Source organism: Bradyrhizobium sp. (assembly GCF_035273305.1).
Lineage (GTDB): Bacteria > Pseudomonadota > Alphaproteobacteria > Rhizobiales > Xanthobacteraceae > Bradyrhizobium.
On sequence record NZ_DATEPI010000240.1, the window covers coordinates 1 to 16207 of the forward strand.

At 57.7% G+C, this 16207-nt stretch carries 12 protein-coding genes; 3 read left to right on the forward strand and 9 right to left on the reverse strand.

All coding sequences use genetic code 11. The annotated features are described in order from the left end of the window. From VJV58_RS16110 to VJV58_RS16150, 9 genes are all read right to left on the reverse strand, one after another. Window positions 1–1367, reverse strand: a 1367-nt coding sequence (locus tag VJV58_RS16110) for a class I SAM-dependent methyltransferase (protein ID WP_324138360.1), incomplete at its 3' end; no start/stop codon positions are given. A 73-nt stretch (window positions 1368–1440) separates the two neighbouring features. After that, window positions 1441–4083, reverse strand: coding sequence for a type VI secretion system ATPase TssH (gene tssH, locus VJV58_RS16115; protein ID WP_324138361.1), 2643 nt, complete (start codon window positions 4081–4083; stop codon window positions 1441–1443). Between the two features lie 91 nt (window positions 4084–4174). Then, a complete protein-coding gene (tssG, locus tag VJV58_RS16120; protein WP_324138362.1) occupies window positions 4175–5275 on the reverse strand; it encodes a type VI secretion system baseplate subunit TssG in 1101 nt (366 codons plus the stop codon). After that, window positions 5239–7206, reverse strand: a complete 1968-nt coding sequence (tssF, locus tag VJV58_RS16125; RefSeq protein WP_324138363.1) for a type VI secretion system baseplate subunit TssF — start codon at window positions 7204–7206, stop codon at window positions 5239–5241. The genes tssG and tssF overlap by 37 nt, the downstream gene beginning before the upstream one ends. A gap of 4 nt (window positions 7207–7210) precedes the next feature. After that, complete coding sequence (gene tssE / locus VJV58_RS16130) at window positions 7211–7759, reverse strand: type VI secretion system baseplate subunit TssE (protein ID WP_324138364.1); 549 nt, start codon at window positions 7757–7759, stop codon at window positions 7211–7213. 109 nt (window positions 7760–7868) lie between these two features. Beyond that, the gene (locus VJV58_RS16135; RefSeq protein WP_324138365.1) at window positions 7869–8351 is read right to left on the reverse strand and encodes a type VI secretion system tube protein Hcp; all 483 of its coding nucleotides are present in this window, start codon (window positions 8349–8351) and stop codon (window positions 7869–7871) included. 39 nt (window positions 8352–8390) lie between these two features. After that, complete coding sequence (gene tssC, locus VJV58_RS16140; RefSeq protein ID WP_324138366.1) at window positions 8391–9893, reverse strand: type VI secretion system contractile sheath large subunit; 1503 nt, start codon at window positions 9891–9893, stop codon at window positions 8391–8393. A 20-nt stretch (window positions 9894–9913) separates the two neighbouring features. Next, window positions 9914–10441, reverse strand: coding sequence for a type VI secretion system contractile sheath small subunit (gene tssB, locus VJV58_RS16145; protein WP_324138367.1), 528 nt, complete (start codon window positions 10439–10441; stop codon window positions 9914–9916). Between the two features lie 157 nt (window positions 10442–10598). Continuing rightward, on the reverse strand, window positions 10599–11939 hold the full coding sequence (locus VJV58_RS16150; RefSeq protein WP_324138368.1) for an ImpA family type VI secretion system protein: 1341 nt from the start codon (window positions 11937–11939) through the stop codon (window positions 10599–10601). A gap of 325 nt (window positions 11940–12264) precedes the next feature. Here VJV58_RS16150 and VJV58_RS16155 point away from each other — a divergent pair, with 325 nt between their 5' ends. From VJV58_RS16155 to tagH, 3 genes are read left to right on the forward strand one after another with little or no spacing between them, the layout of a single operon-like run. Next, window positions 12265–14103, forward strand: a complete 1839-nt coding sequence (locus VJV58_RS16155; RefSeq protein WP_324138369.1) for a type VI secretion system Vgr family protein — start codon at window positions 12265–12267, stop codon at window positions 14101–14103. A gap of 8 nt (window positions 14104–14111) precedes the next feature. Next, window positions 14112–14675, forward strand: a complete 564-nt coding sequence (locus VJV58_RS16160; protein WP_324138370.1) for a DUF6931 family protein — start codon at window positions 14112–14114, stop codon at window positions 14673–14675. A 12-nt stretch (window positions 14676–14687) separates the two neighbouring features. Continuing rightward, window positions 14688–16157 (forward strand): type VI secretion system-associated FHA domain protein TagH, encoded by a 1470-nt coding sequence (gene tagH, locus VJV58_RS16165; protein ID WP_324138371.1) that lies wholly within the window; start codon window positions 14688–14690, stop codon window positions 16155–16157. Window positions 16158–16207 lie beyond the last annotated feature (50 nt).

The window sequence follows — 16207 nt, forward strand, 5'->3', positions numbered from 1 at the left end:
GTGCGCGTACCATCCAGTAGCTGCACGAAGCGGCGCACCTTTTCATCTTCAAGCCGCACCGCCTGATGCAACTGGTTGGTCACAATCGGGCCGCTCAGCGCCTGTTGGCGTACCAAAGCGCTGACCTCCGGACGCGGGCTGATTTCGGTTGTTACGGTGGGCGGCCATGCCGTGAAGGAGGCAACGCCGCTGGATGCGAGCACGTACATTGCCTCCATCAGCATCTGCGCGTCCTCCTCCGCAGCTCTTCTTCCGGGCAGTAGTGCCCGACTCTTACGCAGTAACTCGTCGAACGACAGCGCGTCGGGCCAAACGTCCCCGAGGCACATGTGGGCAGCCTTGAGCAGTGGCTCGTTTACCGTGAGCGTTGCACCCTTCTGCGTCTGGAATTGCATCGGTGACTTGTCTGTAAGTGAGTCTTCCGGGTGGACCGCATGCAGCCCGCATAACAGATGGAATCGTGTCACGAAGCTCACATCGATGGTTCGCCGCAGGCGCACGCTGTCGTGGCACAACAGGCTCCGTCGGAAACCGTTGCCGTCAATAAAATCCTGATACTGCTCGCGTGCGACGAATTCCGTTTCCGGAAACCGTTCAAGGGTCGCGCGCACTTGATCCGGATAGTCGGCGAGATTGCGGCGGGAGAATTCGGCATCGCTCAGGTATTGCAAACCGTGTTTACCTGCTTCGTCGACGAATTCATGCAACAGAAATGCTCTGGCTATTTCGTTAAGATCGTCGTGAAACAGTACTTCCTCCGGCATCTCCGAGACGCGCTTGTATTGATCGCGCATGATTGCGCCGTGAACACTCCGCGCGTCGGACGCGTCGCTGAGAAATTTCATTATTGCGATGGCTTGGCTTGTCTTGTGCTTGGTATCGGTCAGGTGACGCGTGTGATAGATCATCATGTCGCGAGCGAGGTCGCGACTGTGCGAATAGGGATGGGCGTTATAGCTCACATAGCAAACGCCGCTCGCCGTCAGGTTCTGCTTGAAAACCTTCATCATGTGATTGCGAACGGCCGGCGGTACCCAGGAATAGACGCCGTGTGCGATAATGTAATCGAACCGGCCGAAAGAGGCGTCGACATCCAGGATATCGTGATGGAGCAGCTTGATGTTCTTCAGCCCCAGCGCCTGGACATTGCGCATCCCGCGTTGGACGGTGAGGCCGCTCAAATCAATTCCGACGAACTCGCTGCGGGGATATTGAAACGCCATCGGGAGCAGGTTGCTGCCGGACCCGCACCCGAGCTCCAGCACGCGACACTGCGTGACTGACGTGGGATCCATTCCGTAGAGTTTTGCAAGTGTCGCAAGTCGATTAGGATGGGTATGCTCGTACACATGTCCGGGATAGGACACGGCATCATAGGGCGTCGGCGCTCTGCGAGCGTCCTCTGGTCCCGGATCGGTTCCGGCCGGATGTGCGTTACGGCTAGTTCCAGGCATAAGCGAAGTTGTTGTTATCGATCGTTACTCGCGCTTGTGTAATCTCTTCTTTCGCGAGCGATTTCTTGAGGAACTCGCGGGATAATGCAGGTAACAACGTGTTGGTGATAATATTATCGATCATGCGGCCGCCAGAGTCAGGATCGTTACATTTCGAAACAATGTGGCTGACCACCGCGTCATCGTAAACCAACGAAACGCCTTGGTTGCTCCGGATGCGCCGATCGATGCGATCGAGCTGCAGCCGGACGATTCCTTCGAGCATGGAATTCGACAGCGGAAAGTACGGAATGGAAACGATGCGTCCCAGTAGCGCCGCTGGAAATACCTTGAGCAACTCCGGTCGAAGCATGAGAGCCAGCTCTTCCGGATCATTGCGATATTTCGGATCGCGCGACAGTCCCATGATCAGGTCGGTTCCGACATTGGTCGTCAGAATAATCAGCGTATTCTTGAAATCTATTCGGCGGCCATTGCCGTCTTCCATGATGCCCTTATCGAACACCTGAAAGAATATCTCGTGCACGTCGGGATGCGCCTTCTCGACCTCATCAAGCAAAATCACGCTGTAAGGTTTGCGTCGTACCGCTTCGGTCAGCCGACCGCCTTCGCCATAGCCGACATAGCCCGGAGGCGCCCCTTTGAGGGACGATACGGTATGTGCCTCCTGGAATTCAGACATGTTGATGGCGATCATATTCTGCTCGCCCCCATAGAGGGTCTCGGCCAGCGCCAGCGCCGTCTCAGTTTTGCCGACCCCGGAAGGGCCCGCCAGCATAAAGACGCCGATGGGCTTCGACGGGTTGTCGAGCTTGGCCCGGCTGGTCTCAATGCGCTTCGCAATCATTGCGAGCCCGTGAGACTGGCCGATGACCCGGCGGTCCAGGAGCTCCTGAAGCTTGAGCACGGTTTCGATTTCGTCGCGAACCATGCGGCCGACCGGAATGCCGGTCCAGTCCGAGACCACCGAAGCGACTGATTGCTCGTCGACGTGAGCGTAGATCATCCGCTTTTCCGGAGTGATGCCCTCCAATGTGTCGAACTTGCCGCGCAATTCGGCGCGTTTTGCTGCCGGATCGTCGCCTTCCTTCGGCTCGGCCAGGATATCGCGGATGCTGCGGATGTCGCCGACCAGAGCCTGCTCACTGGCCCATTCCGACTCAAGTCCGGTAAGCTTCTCCTTCAACCCGTCGATTTCGGACTGGAGCGTTGTAATGCGTTCGGCGTCATCAACCCCGAGATCGCTGTCATGGACGAGTGCGGTCTTCTCCGCCTCGCGAGCCGCTATCGCGACACGCGCGTGCTCGATCAGGGCTGGCGTCGTGCTCTGACTTATCGCCACCCGCGCTGCAGCGGTATCCAACAGGCTCACCGCCTTGTCCGGTAGTTGTCGCGCCGGGATGTACCGATGAGAGAGATTTACGGCGGCTGTGATGGCGGCATCGGAGATACGGACGCCGTGGTGTTTTTCCATCGGTCCGAGAATGCCGCGCAGCATAATGCAGCAAGTCTCGACATCGGGTTCGTCGATATTGATGGGTTGAAAGCGTCGGGTCAGCGCCGGATCTTTTTCGATGTACTGGCGATATTCGGCCCAGGTGGTCGCGGCGATGGTGCGCAACGTGCCGCGCGCAAGCGAGGGCTTCAACAGATTGGCGGCGTCACCGGTTCCTGCCGAACCACCTGCGCCTATCAAGGTGTGAGCTTCGTCTATGAACAGGATGATTGGCGTCGGCGAGTTCTGCACTTCGTCGATCACGGATCGCAACCGTTGTTCGAATTCGCCCTTCATGGACGCGCCCGCCTGCATCAGCCCGATGTCGAGCGCGCAAAGCCGAACACCCTTGAGCGGCGGCGGCACGTCGCCTGACGCGATGCGCTGGGCGAAGCCTTCAACCACGGCGGTTTTGCCGACACCGGCCTCGCCAGTAAGGATGGGGTTGTTTTGCCGCCGTCGCATCAACACGTCGATCATCTGGCGGATTTCGTCGTCGCGGCCGAGAATCGGATCCATTTCCCCCGATTTCGCCTTCGCCGTCAGATCCTGAGAAAACCGGTCCAGTGGTGTCGTGCCCTTTGGCCTGGCTGCTCGATCAGCGCCGGGCGTGCCGGCCGCAGGGACGCCGGCGCCATCCATGGGCCGGAGGTTCTCTTCCTCGGAGCCGGCCCATATCGCGCGATGTTCAGCGGCAAGCGCATCGACATTGATCTTGCCGAATTCCTGCGAAAGGTTGGTGAGTGCCCGCCGAAGATCGGTCGACTTCAGCCCCGCCACAAGAAGGTGACCAGTTCGAATTTGCGTCTCGCCAAAGAAAAGCGTGGCATAATGCCAGCCGCGGTCGAGGAGATCGATCACGCCGTTGGCGATTCCCGGCATGTCGGTTTCGTTCTTGCGGAACCCCGCAATGATGCCAGCGAGATCGGACAACAGTCGGGCGCGGTCGAGCTTGTACTGATCGGCCGACAGACCAAGATCGGTGCGGTCCTGTTGAAGAATATGGAACAGCCAGTGTGCCAGTTCGACGTTGCGGTTGCCTGCGCTTTTGGCATGGCGCAAGGCCTGGATGAAGGCATCATAGCCGACCCGGTTCAATTTCCCCGTTACAGACTCAAGACTGATATCGGTCACGGCTCCTCCTAATCCAGCGGCATTGAAGCAAAATTGGAATGCGTAGTGCCTCCGGTCTCAAGCTATTTGTATGCTCAAGTGCTGACGATGTTCATTGCACCCGGATCTTTTGGGTACGCCCGCCCTGGTTGTCACCAGCGGCTGACATTGCGGCAGCCCGTTTTGCCCGCAGCCGCGCGCTCAAATGAAAACGCGCATCGCACCTGTATTCTTCGGTCGATGTCCAGTTTGGAGAAACCCACGTGGTCCAGCCGAGCTGTCCGCTTTTACCAAGCGTGACCGGCGCGACCGAGCCTGAAGGAATTGCCAACTCGACGTCCCAGTCGATCTCCTCGCCTATGTAAAAGAATACCGCATCCGCCAACGGCTCTGATAGATTCCGCGTTTCCGTTGGAAGAAACTGTTGATATTGCGCGAAGTCCTTGACGTAGACTCGTAACCTGAACTTGTCTTCGACACTGAAAACGCTGGAGCCCAGAAGAAGATCGTGGCCGAGGCTCGCGTGCTTGTGGCCGAGTTTGCTCCGATCGCTCGTATCGAACGTTAGCCAGGACCCGATAAATTCATCGATCTCCACCCGCACCCCGAACAAGCCCTGTAGAAATCCGGACAGGCGCGACGCGGACTTTGCCTTGGGAGCGATGAGGCCGGCGAAAGCAAGCTTGGCCATGTCGGGCACGGTATCGAGACCGGAATAGACTCGCGTGCCAAGGCCGATGAATGAACCGATATAGGCAAAGAAACGGTCCTCAGCTGGCCGGTCGTGTTGTGCGATCGGGCGAGCATCGGACCAGGCGCGGAAGAACAGCTGCAAAAACCGTCCATTGATCAAATCCAGAAAGCGCGGAAACGCATCGTCCCGCATCAACAGCCAACCGAGGCTTTCGTCGGTCGTCGCCAGCGGCAGCGCACCTTGGGGGCCTAGCAGTCCAAGAAACTTGACCTTGATTTTCAGCCGGCCATCTTCCTCGGACACGGAACTGAGGTTGGAGGCGGGAAAATCAAGGTACGGATTTTGGCCGAGATCGACGTATTCCTCGCGCCGCGCCGCGCTGTCCCCGATCCGGGGTTTGTCGGCGTGGGCGCGTTCGATCTGACGCAAGACATGATAAAAATCGAAACGCCAGGGCTCGGCTTTGAGCTCGTCGATCAACGTCATAAAGGCCTCCGCGAACCCATGCGGGCTGGCCATCGCATGATCTCACCGCGTTCGGCCGTAGCGATCACGGTCTGGGTGAAATAATTCAAGCCGGAATATTCGGCGAAGAACCGTTCGATCACGGCTCCAAGCAGAAACACTCCGCTGCCTTCAAACGCTTTTTCATCGAGGCTGATGGTGATTTCCTGGCCGCGCGCCGCGCCGCTCCCGGCGCGCTCGCGAACGCGCCTGACCACCGGGCGACTATCGACGCTGCGTATTCCACGAATCTTGCGTTCGGTGGCGTCGTCAAGAAAATCCGCAAACAGCGCCAGCATCTCTCTTAATGCGGCGGCGTTTTTGCCGGCGCCCCGCTCGACGAGTCCGAGGTAGTTTAGGCTCAGCATGTTGATCAACCGCCAGGTGACGATGCCGATGCTGCTGATCTCGCTGCGGCTACGTATCTGCGAAACGACCGGTTCGCGCGGGGGAGTGGGCCCGGCAATGCAAACCAAGTTCAGTGAGGTATCGTCCAACAGTCGAAAATCGGCGCCGCCTTGGCCGATCGGCAGATGCTCAGTGAGGTGACGATTGGAACAGAGGGCCCGCACGCTGAGTTCGATGGCAGACGCCTGTCCGTTCAATTCTCCCGGCTCGAGCAGAGAGATGAACATGTCGGTACCGATATAATCCGACGTTGCGCCGCGGGCTCGCTCTTCGACGGTACGCCGGCGCGGCAAGCGCCGAACAGTATAGAAGAGATCCTCGACCGCACCGCTGGGTTTATCCATCGATGCGGAATACAGCGGTCTCACCGGCACCTTGTCTCTTTCCGCGGCAAAGTGCGCATAAACGTCAAGAACACGATGCGGTTCGTATTCGAGGTAGCGGCTGCGGTCAGGAATGACCTGATACTCGTGCGTATTGGATTTGATAGGAATTCGGTCGCTGGTCTTCTCGAATAGGTTGATTGACGGAGCCGTGTAGAGGCTGAAGGTTTCCGGCCGTACTGACGCCGCAAGACGAGCGTTGTGCTTGTCGAATGCCAGTACGACGTCTACGGACTTGCTGCGTAGCTGCGGCATGATCGCGCGCAGTCCGACTAGATTGAAGGCCAGAAACTTTCGCGGGAACACAAAGTATTCGCGTAGCAGCTCAGAGCCGCGAAAAACCCGGCTGTCCCGAGGGAAGAGGGCGTCTTCATCCTCGAAGCCGATTTGGCGAACACAATCATCCGGCGCCCGCGTTACCACCGGATCACCGAAATCATCCAGATGGCGGAAGTACACCCCAACCCGGTTGGATATGATCTGCTCGTAAAGAGCTATTGCGTCCTGCTCTGCTCCCGAAAGATGAATTGGAATCTCGGTCGTGCGGCAGCCGGAGAACCACATCTCGGGCTTGTTCCGCGCCTCGGCGTCGAGAATCTCTTCGTCGATTCGCGCCGCCATGCGATGCGTGAGGGAGATGCGAAGCCCCGAGATCACATCGCTCTTGATTGGGATTCCCAGGGCCTGCAGCGCAGCGGCGGTCGAAAAATATTCGGCGCCGGTTACATCAAACGGCCAGAGGACGATGTCACGGCAAAGGCGAAATCGGCAGGCGACGCTGCGCTCGCGTTCGCGGTAGGTCGCGTCGAAATAGGCGCCGCGCGCGATTTTTTTGCCGTCGCGAAGGGCAGGATCTGAATAGGGTGGCAACACCTTGATGAGCATCGCGGACGGCGTCGGCGCCAGATAGTTCGGCACCAGCTGCTCCAGTAGGTTCGCGGTAAACTCCGGAAATTCATGCTTCAATTTCAGTTGGACTCTGGCAGCAAGGAATGCCGCGCCCTCCAACACGCCGGCTATCATAGGGTCTGAGCGTTCGCGGATCAGTCCGCCCAGTCGCTCGGCAATCCCGGGATATTGCTCTGCGAACTCTCCCGCCTGCTCGTAGAGCAGTGACAATTCCCGATTATAGAAATCCAGAAACTCGCGGTTCATTTCCCTAAAGCCGACTGACTTGAATATTGCCGCTGTCGAGATCGACGTCTGCAATGAACTCGATTGGCACGTTCAGCGGCTCGCAATGCAGATCGGCGTGGACGACAAAACGAAGTTTCAGCTCTTCCTTGCCGATGCTGTTGTCTCGCCGCGCCCGGATACTGTTGCGTTCAAGCCGAGGTTCATAGGTCATCAGGACTGAGGTTATTTCGTCCTTCAGATCCTCGACGGAAATCTCGTCAATCGACCGATGCGCGATATCAGGGAATCCGAAATTGAGAATTGACGCCCGCACGCGCTCGTAGTTCGCGAGGTCGTCCGTGGACTCGAGTGCCACGGTGTTGAGCAATACGTCGAGGTCGTGCGCGACCTCGCGCCGAAGCAGAGACTCCGAAATAGGCGTCCGCCCGGATGTCCGCCGGCTGGCGATCACGCGCTCGCCGGATTCGTCGCGAAGGTCGAGCTTCTTGCGGCCGTCCCGCGCGTCATACGCATTACGAAACGCGAGCATGATCGGCGGGCTTAGGCGATCCTTCTTGGGTACGACGGGCATCTCAGTCATCCACCCGCAAAAAATCTTCGGCCGATCACCGGCAGGGCCGGAAGCTCAGCGGTCCGACGGGGATAGAATAGACATGAGCGCCACCCGCTCACCTGTCCGGCTATTCCGTATTCGCCGCAATATCCCAGGAGAATTGCGCGGCAGTGCCGGCACCGCCCTTCTCGGTTTGCGGGGTGTATTCCACTTTGAATTTGCGGAAGTTCAAACTGACATTTTCCATTATTCGTTCGTCACCGTTATGCCCGCCGGTGTGCACACTGGTGACGAGCACATCTTCCAATGTAATTTTCAGATATTCCAGCGCGTCCTTCCCGCCGGCCTTGCGAACCGTAAGGGTGCCTTTGTTGATGTGCTGTCCCGTCGTGCAGGCTTGAAAGAGATCCGCCGATGCCTTGTCGATGTAATGAGTGAAGCTCAGATCCTGGACGCTCACCTTGCCGGCGCCGCCGCCGGTGCCCGAATGGAAGCTGCCACTCTGGGTTAAACCCCAGCTCCAGCTCAGAACGTCAATCTGCTCCTTGTGCTTTGCATCCGTCGACTCACCCTTAATTGGATCCAATTGTAAGAAAAAATCGACAGCCATGACAGCTCCTCCAAAGGATTAGGTAATTGCAATGCAAAATTAGGTGGTCGGGCCGGGCAGACGCGATACGAGGCTAAGGCCTACGTCCATGGCCTCGAGCTGAAAATGCGGACGCAGGAAAAAGCGCGCGTTGTAATAACCAGGGTTTTCCTCATTCGGAATGACTTCGACTTTCGCTGCGGCGAGCGGTTTGCGCGCTTTCATCGCCTCCGATGACATGGCGGGGTTGGCGTCGACATACCCGTTGATCCACGTCTGCAGCCAGATGGTCAGCTCGTCCTTTTCCTTCATCGAGCCGATCTTGTCGCGCACCATGCACTTCAGGTAATGCGCAAAGCGGGAGACGGCGAACATGTAGGGCAGTCGCGCCGAGAGATTATCGGATGCCGTGGCGTCGACGCCTTTGTCACCGAAGTATTTCTTCGGCTTGTAAAGCGACTGCGCTCCGATAAAGGCGGCTTTGTCGGTGTTCTTGCGATGGATGAGGGGAATAAGCCCCGACTTGGCGAGTTCATGCTCACGTCGATCACTGATAGCGATTTCGGTCGGGCACTTGAGATCGACACCGCCATCATCGGTTGGGAACGTGTGGGTGGGCAGGTTTATAACTTCCCCGCCCGACTGAACGCCGCGAATGCGCGTACACCAACCGAACTCCTTGAAAGCCCTGTTGACGTTGACGGCCATCGCGTAGGCCGCGTTCATCCAGCCATATTTGTCGCCGGTGTGTCCGTCTGTTTCTTCTTCGAAGGCGAATTCCTCGACAGGTTCAGACTTGGCACCGTATGGTAACCGGCCAAGTACGCGCGGCATGCATAGGCCGAGGTATCGGGAGTCATCCTGATCCCGCAATCCCTTCCACGCCGCGTATTCGGGCGTGTCGAAAACCTTGCTAAGATCGCGCGGGTTGGACAGCTCCGTCCAGGAGTCCATGCCCATCAGCGTCGGATCAGCTCCCGTGAAGAACGGCGCATGCGCCGCGCCAGCTACTTTGCTCAAGTCGCGCAACAGCTGTACGTCGGTTGGAACGTGGCTGAAATAGTAGTCCCCGACCAGGCATCCAAACGGTTCGCCGCCGAGTTGACCGAATTCATATTCGTAAACTTGCTTGAACAGCGGACTCTGGTCCCATCTTGCGTCGGGATAAAGTCGGAGGTTCCGGTACAGCTCGTTTTTCGAGATGTTTAAAACCCGGATCTTCAGATTGGCGTCGGTCTCCGAGTTGAACACCAGATAATGCAGGCCGCGCCATGCGCTCTCGATCTTCTGGAACTCTTCCGCATGAAGAATTTCGTTCATTTGTGCGGTGAGTTTCTGATCGATACGCGCGATCATCTCTTCGATCGTGTCGAGAACGTCGGTCTTGATGACCGTGGTGTCTTTCAGCGCCTCGCGGACGAGGGTTGATACCGCGTTCTCTACTTCTGTGGCGGCCCGTTCGGTTCGCGGCTTGAAGCTTTGCTTCAAGAGTGCCGAAAACTCGTCGGCCTCTACTGTTTCGGTCTGTGTGGTGGCTTCGTTGCGCCCAGCTTGTTTAGCCATGATAGCCCGGTCCCTCTACTTCACAGCTCGGAATCCCGATCTTTAGATTGTGTTGCGGCTCGTTCCTGAAGCGCAGTCATCAACTGCGGATCACTTAGAAGCTTCTTCAGTTGATCTTCGGCCGCCACCTTGCCGTCCATGTAGCGCAGCAGGTTTGCGAGTTGTTCGCGCGCTTCCAACAGTTTCGCTGTCGCGGGCACCTGGCGCGCAACCGCCGCAGGCGTGAAATCGGCCATCTTGTCGAATCTGAGATTGACCGAAAGCTTTTCGCCGGACTCATCACCGAGCTTGTTGTTGACGCGCATCGTGACACCCGGCTGAATCGCCGCCATACGGTTATCGAAATTGTCCATGTCGAATTCGAGAAACTTCCGCTCCTCGACTTTTGCCTTCTCGACGCCGGGGTTGTTGCCGGAAAGATCGGACAACACGCCCATAACGAACGGCAGTTCGATCAGCCGCTCCGCGTCGTAAGGATCTTCGTAAGTGATATGAACGCGCGGCGCGCGGTTCCGCCGAATGAATTTCTGACCACTGTCTGTTGCCATAACTCGCCCCCTGTGAAGGCTTGTTGTAGTGCTGCAGTATTGCACGAATAATCGGCGAAGCAATCTTTCGCAGTAGGTAAAAAGGCTTGAAATCGGCCTGCTGTCGCAGGGTTAATCATTTTGACGTTTGTCGGTCCGGCAGCGATTGTGGTTCAAGTTAGCTGTTGAATGTTTTTAACGCTCCTTCGGGCAGTACGTCCTGAAGCAGGCTGAGAAAGTCACGCTGAGCTAGCTCGCGCGCGCGATCGATCAGAAAAGGTATTGGGCTCGATGGCTCTGTACTTCTGAAAAATGTCGCCACATGATTTAGAAGCAGCAGAGCCTGCGCGCGCGTTTCTGTCGAGAAAACAACATCTTGCTCGCCTATCCCGTTAACGTGCGAGGGCGTTTCGGGAGCCGGCAGCACCGCCATCCGTTCGATTGGCAACTCAAAAAATTTATCGCGACCGATATTGATGGCGGCGGCCTCCACATGTGCGGGAACCAGCATCCGCATTACCTCTACAAATGATTTGCCCACCATCTCGTGAGCCTGCCGGACGAGGAGAAGAGCGGGATTGGAGGGCTCGGATCGGGCAAAATATTCTGCAATGGCCTCCAGTGCGGCCGCGGCCTGTGGTTGGGATTTCACGGTGCCGACTTGCGGAAGTTCCGATGCATCACCCGGAACCTCTCCATTGCTCGAAGCAGCCGGCCCATCTTGGTTAACCTCCACCGCGGCCGGATCGCGCTGTCTGACTAATTGCTGAAGCCAGCTCGCAATCCCGTCCACCGTGCCTGCGAGGCGCTCGAGGCTCAAAGGCCGGCTCGGACCTGCTTTGTCGAGCCAGATCGTTTTTATCCGTGCGATGACGGCGGCCAATTCGTTGAACTTGGTGCTGATCGTCTTGAGAACGTCGAGGTCGGTCTCTGCGACGATGCGTTCCATCGTGGCGAGATCCAGATCGCTTTCCTCCGTCGAGGCAATCTCGCCCTTGGCCACTTGATAGGCGCGATAAGTGATCACGCCGTACCGGCGGTTATCGATCAGCGGTTGGAATTGTAACGGATTGACGACGGTGGGAAGCACATCGAGAGATTCGATCGTGACCCCACGATATGTGAAATCGCCATTGTCATCGCGCGGATGAACAGTTGCCCACTGCGTCTCCAGAAGAGACGCAATCGCGACAAGACATCTGGTAAAACCTGTCAAATCGCGGTTGAGGATCGAGAGTTTTGCCAGCAGAACAAGCACGCGCAGATCGCGCGTGCGCGCCAGAAGAGGCTTCGCCGCCGCAAGCGGCGTTTCGAAATCGACTGCCTTGGGATCGAACCGCCCGCGTTCCCCGCTCGGCTTCACGACTTCGAAGTAGGACATCGGCAGCAGCGGTTCCGTGCCGGCGAAGAAATTGAGGTATTCAGCATTGCCTTCAGAATCGAGGTCGGGACCACTCGGATCTTCCGCGGAGACGGGAATCGTCAAGGGCTCGAAATCCAGCATCTGAATGCCGTTCATTTCTCAGCGTGCTTATTGCGGCGCCGGGTAAATACATTATCGGCAATGGGCAGCTCTGACGGCTCGCGCCGAGGCCGGCTCATCGCCCTGCAACACATCGATCATGACATTTTTTCGTGAACCGGCAACCCCTTATCGCCGACTTATGTGAGACGGATAGAAGTTCGAGCCGCGCCCCTACGCGTGGCGTTCACCGGTTTGCGGTTCGAATATACTTAACGGCGGGCAATCGTCTTTCCTTGATGAGGAGATACGCTAAAGTCCTCCCAAAGAATTCTACGATTTAAGTCGGTGCCTTACTGTTTTATTGGAGCTTGTCGCTCACATGGTGCTTACCCAGGATACTCGCATCTGCGAGCTCACGACACCGCTCGGCAAAGATGTCCTGGTTTTCGTGAGCTTGGAAGCAACTGAAGGTTTGAGCGAGCTTTTCGAATTCCAAATCGATTGCCTGAGTGAAAAGCCTGACATCGATTTCGACAAGGCGATCGGCCAGCAATGCACGCTTAAAATAAAGATGTATGGGAAGGAGCGCGAGTTCAGCGGCATCCTCGTGGAAGCGCGATGGCTCGGCTCCAAAGACACGTACTACAGCTACCGCATTTTGCTCAGGCCTTGGCTTTGGCTGCTGTCGCGGACCTCCGATTGCCGCATATTTCAAGATAAAAAGGCATCCGAGATCATCAAGGACGTCTTCAAGGAACGCGGATTCGATGATGTCGAATTCAAGTTGAGGGAAGACTCTTCGAATCCGAAGCTCGAATATTGTGTCCAGTACCGGGAAACCGATCTCAATTTCATTAGCCGGCTGATGGAGCAACACGGCATCTATTATTTTTTCAAGCATGAGCGCGGAAAGCACACTTTGGTGCTGGCGGACTCGCAATCTTCGCACTCTCCCATCGATGGCCTCGCATCCATTCCTTACGTCGCCCTGACCAGTACCGACCGACGTAAAGAACAGATCATTCACAATTGGAGTGCGGAACGGCGCTTCAGAACGGGCAAGATCGAACTCAATGACTACAACTATCAGAAGCCCAACGCGCAAATGGTCAGTGACGCAAAGGGTTCCGAACACTACACGCGTTCGGAAATGGAGATTTACGATTATCCCGGCAAGTACAAGGAGAAGTCGGACGGCGAGCGCTATGCGAAAATTCGGCTTCAATCGGAGCAGGCGCTTGATCACCGTCGGAGCGGCAACGGCGAAGCAGTGAACCTGTTCCCCGGAGGCCTGACAAAGCTTGAGCGCCATTGGCAGGATTCGGAAAATGTCGAATACCTGGTCGTGCGGGCGACGCATTCGTTTGTGATGGAGGCGTACCGCTCCGGGAGCGGAGCCGGCGGTCGCGAGAGCTACTTCGGAGCCTATGAGTTTCTGCCGAGCAAGCAGCCGTTTCGCGCTCCGATTGTTACAGCCAAGCCGGTCATCAATGGCATCCAGACGGCCAAGGTGGTCACAAAGGACGACGACTCCACCGAAGAGATCGATGTCGAAGCGCTCGGTGAAATCTATGTGCGCTTCTATTGGGATCGAAAGAAGAAGCGCTCGTGTCGCCTGCGCGTTGCGCAGGTTTGGTCCGGCAAACGCTGGGGCGGTCAGATCATTCCGCGTGTTGGCCAGGAAGTCGTCGTTGAATTCCTTGAGGGCGATCCGGACCGTCCGCTCGTAATCGGCACTGTGTACAATGACGAATACAAGCCGCCTTATGATCTGCCGTCGAAGAAGACAATTGCCGGCTTAAAGTCCGATTCCACCAAAAACGGTGGTGGGTACAACGAGTGGAATTTCGAGGACAAAAAGGGTTCCGAGAAGATCACCGTTCATGCCGAAAAAGATCACGACGTCGTAGTGCGTGATACCGAGACTCGCACGATCGGCGAAAATTCCTTTGGAGGCGCCTCGCGGCGGACGACTATCAAGCGCGGTGACGACAAGCTCGATATCGAATTGGGAGGGCAGCACATCTCGATGATGCTGGACCAAACGGTCGATGCGGGCACGACGATCACCATGACCGCCAACCTGGAGATTGTTCTCAGGGTCGGTGCCAGCATCATCAAGATCGACCCGACCGGGATCATGATCAATGCGCCGACAGTGACTATTCAGTCTCTGGGTCCGCTGGCCATGCATGGAACGCCGGTCGCCATTGGGTGACATGGGAGATGACGCAGGTTCGATTTAGCACGGTGCAAGATCTTTTCGAGGCGTACCCAACGGCTGGCGAGGATATTGGCAAAGGTGATCCCGGCCTGCAGTCGCTGGACTTTCTTCGGCAACTCGTCGACGCGCACGATTGGGAGCCGGCAATTTCGCTTTGCGCCTATCTGTTGCCAAGAAGAGAGGCCGTGGCCTGGGGCTGCCGCTCGCTCCGGCGGATGGTTGACCACTTCGAAGCGAGCGAGGATCGGGCGATCGCTTACGCTGAAGAATGGGCCGAGCAGCCGGAAGAATGGCGCCGAACGCGAGCCCTGGCGCTGGGCAATCGAAACAACCGGCGCGCGGCGACGACTTGGCTCGCGCTCGCCGCCGGCTGGTCGGGAGGCAGCGTGATGCCGCCCGAATGCGAGTATCGCGAAGCGCCGCCGGAACAGACTGCAAGAGCGGTCCGCGTTGCTCTCTTTGTAGGTTTGTCCCGCCTGCCTCGCGAAGCCAGGGACGGGATAATGACGCCTTGCCTGGAGGATGGTATTCAAGCTGTGCGCGGCGAACCGCGCGCTGGGCGATAGCAGGAAGCTTCGATGGCGCTTCGTTTCAATATTGAAAACGAGAGCAGCTTGCCGGACGGCGGGCCGGTGTCCTTTACGGTTACGGGCAAGCGGACCGTCGATATTGGCCGAGATCGCCATCTCGACTGGACGCTGCCGGATCCGGCGCGGCTGATCTCGGGAAAGCATTGCGAAGTGCATTACCGCGATGGAGGCTATTGGCTGCACGACGTCTCCACCAACGGCACGTTTCTCAATGGCGCCGATCAGCGCATGCGCGGTCCGCACAAATTGCGAAGCGGCGATCGCTTTATTGTCGGGCATTATATCATCGGCGTTTCGCTGGATGCGGTTGAGGGCGAGGGCGTCGACCATCGCGCCGCAAACGCCGCCGCAGCGCCCCCGAGGTCCGCCGATTATGCGGAACTCTGGAATGTCGATGGCGACGTGGCCCCGCCAGTGGATCGGCAGCAGTTGAAGACGCCCCGAGAATCCGCTCGACCCGTTAACCCAGAATTTCTGGATTGGGCAGCAAGCGTTCCGGAGCCCGACACCGGACGTGCTAGAGGCTCGCCCTTTCGCAACCCTAAGGATGATCATCACGAAGCCGATATGAGCTGGGCGAGCGGCAGGCGACCGGCGGCTCCTGTTGCGGAGCCCCCGCCGGCGGTGCCATCGCCCCGGCGGCCTGTCTGGACAGACGAGGAACCGCCGTGGCCGGACAAGCGACGCGGCGGATCGGGACGGATTGCATCGGACCAGGCATTCTCCGAGCCAGCATCACAACAGCGTTGGAGAGAGCCTCCTGCTGGTCTGGTTGAGCCGCTGCACACAACGTCCGAGAAGCCGGCGTCGCGCATCTTTACGCGCGATGACGGTGCCGCCCCTCCGAACATCGCGCCACCCGATGTAGGTAAGGCCGCGGCGACCGAATTTTTTCGGCACCTTGCAAAAACCATCGGAGTGCCCGAGAGCTTTTTCGCCCAGAAGGACGCGGCCGAGTTCGGAGAGCAGGTGGGAGCCATTCTGCTGGTTACGGTCGGCGGTTTGATGGAGCTGCTGCAGGCGCGCATTCAGGCGAAGCAGATGGCCCGCAGCGCAAATCAGACGACGGTCCAGGCCGTGGAAAACAATCCGCTGAAGTTTTCTCCAACGCCAGAGGATGCAATGCGTATCCTCTTTGGTCCGCCAACCCAAAGTTATCTGGATGCGCGTGCCGCTTTCACGCAGGCATTCGGAGATCTCAAGTCACATCAGCTAAAGACGTACGTCGCGATGCAACAAGCTGTTGTCCAGCTCATCGGCAGCCTCGATCCGACGGCGCTGGCTCGTGAGATCGAGGGCGGGCGATCATCGTGGCTCGGCTCGGGCAAGAGCAAGCTGTGGGACGCTTTTCTGGTGCGCTGGACCTCGCTAGTCGGTCATGACAGCAGCGCACCGGTGGACGCATTCATGCGCCATTTCGCAGAGTTTTATGACCGCGACAGGGCGGGCGGAAAATGAGGATGTCGAGGAGCTTCTAAACAAAGAACGGTGTTAAAATGACGCAGCAG

Coding starts and splice junctions, on each gene's coding strand:
- VJV58_RS16150 (WP_324138368.1), bottom strand. CDS start 11,939: ATGAACGGCATTCAGATGCTGGATTTCGAGCCCTTGACGATTCCCGTC.
- tssB (WP_324138367.1), bottom strand. CDS start 10,441: ATGGCAACAGACAGTGGTCAGAAATTCATTCGGCGGAACCGCGCGCCG.
- tssF (WP_324138363.1), bottom strand. CDS start 7,206: ATGAACCGCGAGTTTCTGGATTTCTATAATCGGGAATTGTCACTGCTC.
- VJV58_RS16155 (WP_324138369.1), top strand. CDS start 12,265: ATGGTGCTTACCCAGGATACTCGCATCTGCGAGCTCACGACACCGCTC.
- VJV58_RS16135 (WP_324138365.1), bottom strand. CDS start 8,351: ATGGCTGTCGATTTTTTCTTACAATTGGATCCAATTAAGGGTGAGTCG.
- tssC (WP_324138366.1), bottom strand. CDS start 9,893: ATGGCTAAACAAGCTGGGCGCAACGAAGCCACCACACAGACCGAAACA.
- VJV58_RS16160 (WP_324138370.1), top strand. CDS start 14,112: ATGACGCAGGTTCGATTTAGCACGGTGCAAGATCTTTTCGAGGCGTAC.
- tagH (WP_324138371.1), top strand. CDS start 14,688: ATGGCGCTTCGTTTCAATATTGAAAACGAGAGCAGCTTGCCGGACGGC.
- tssG (WP_324138362.1), bottom strand. CDS start 5,275: ATGGCCAGCCCGCATGGGTTCGCGGAGGCCTTTATGACGTTGATCGAC.
- tssE (WP_324138364.1), bottom strand. CDS start 7,759: ATGCCCGTCGTACCCAAGAAGGATCGCCTAAGCCCGCCGATCATGCTC.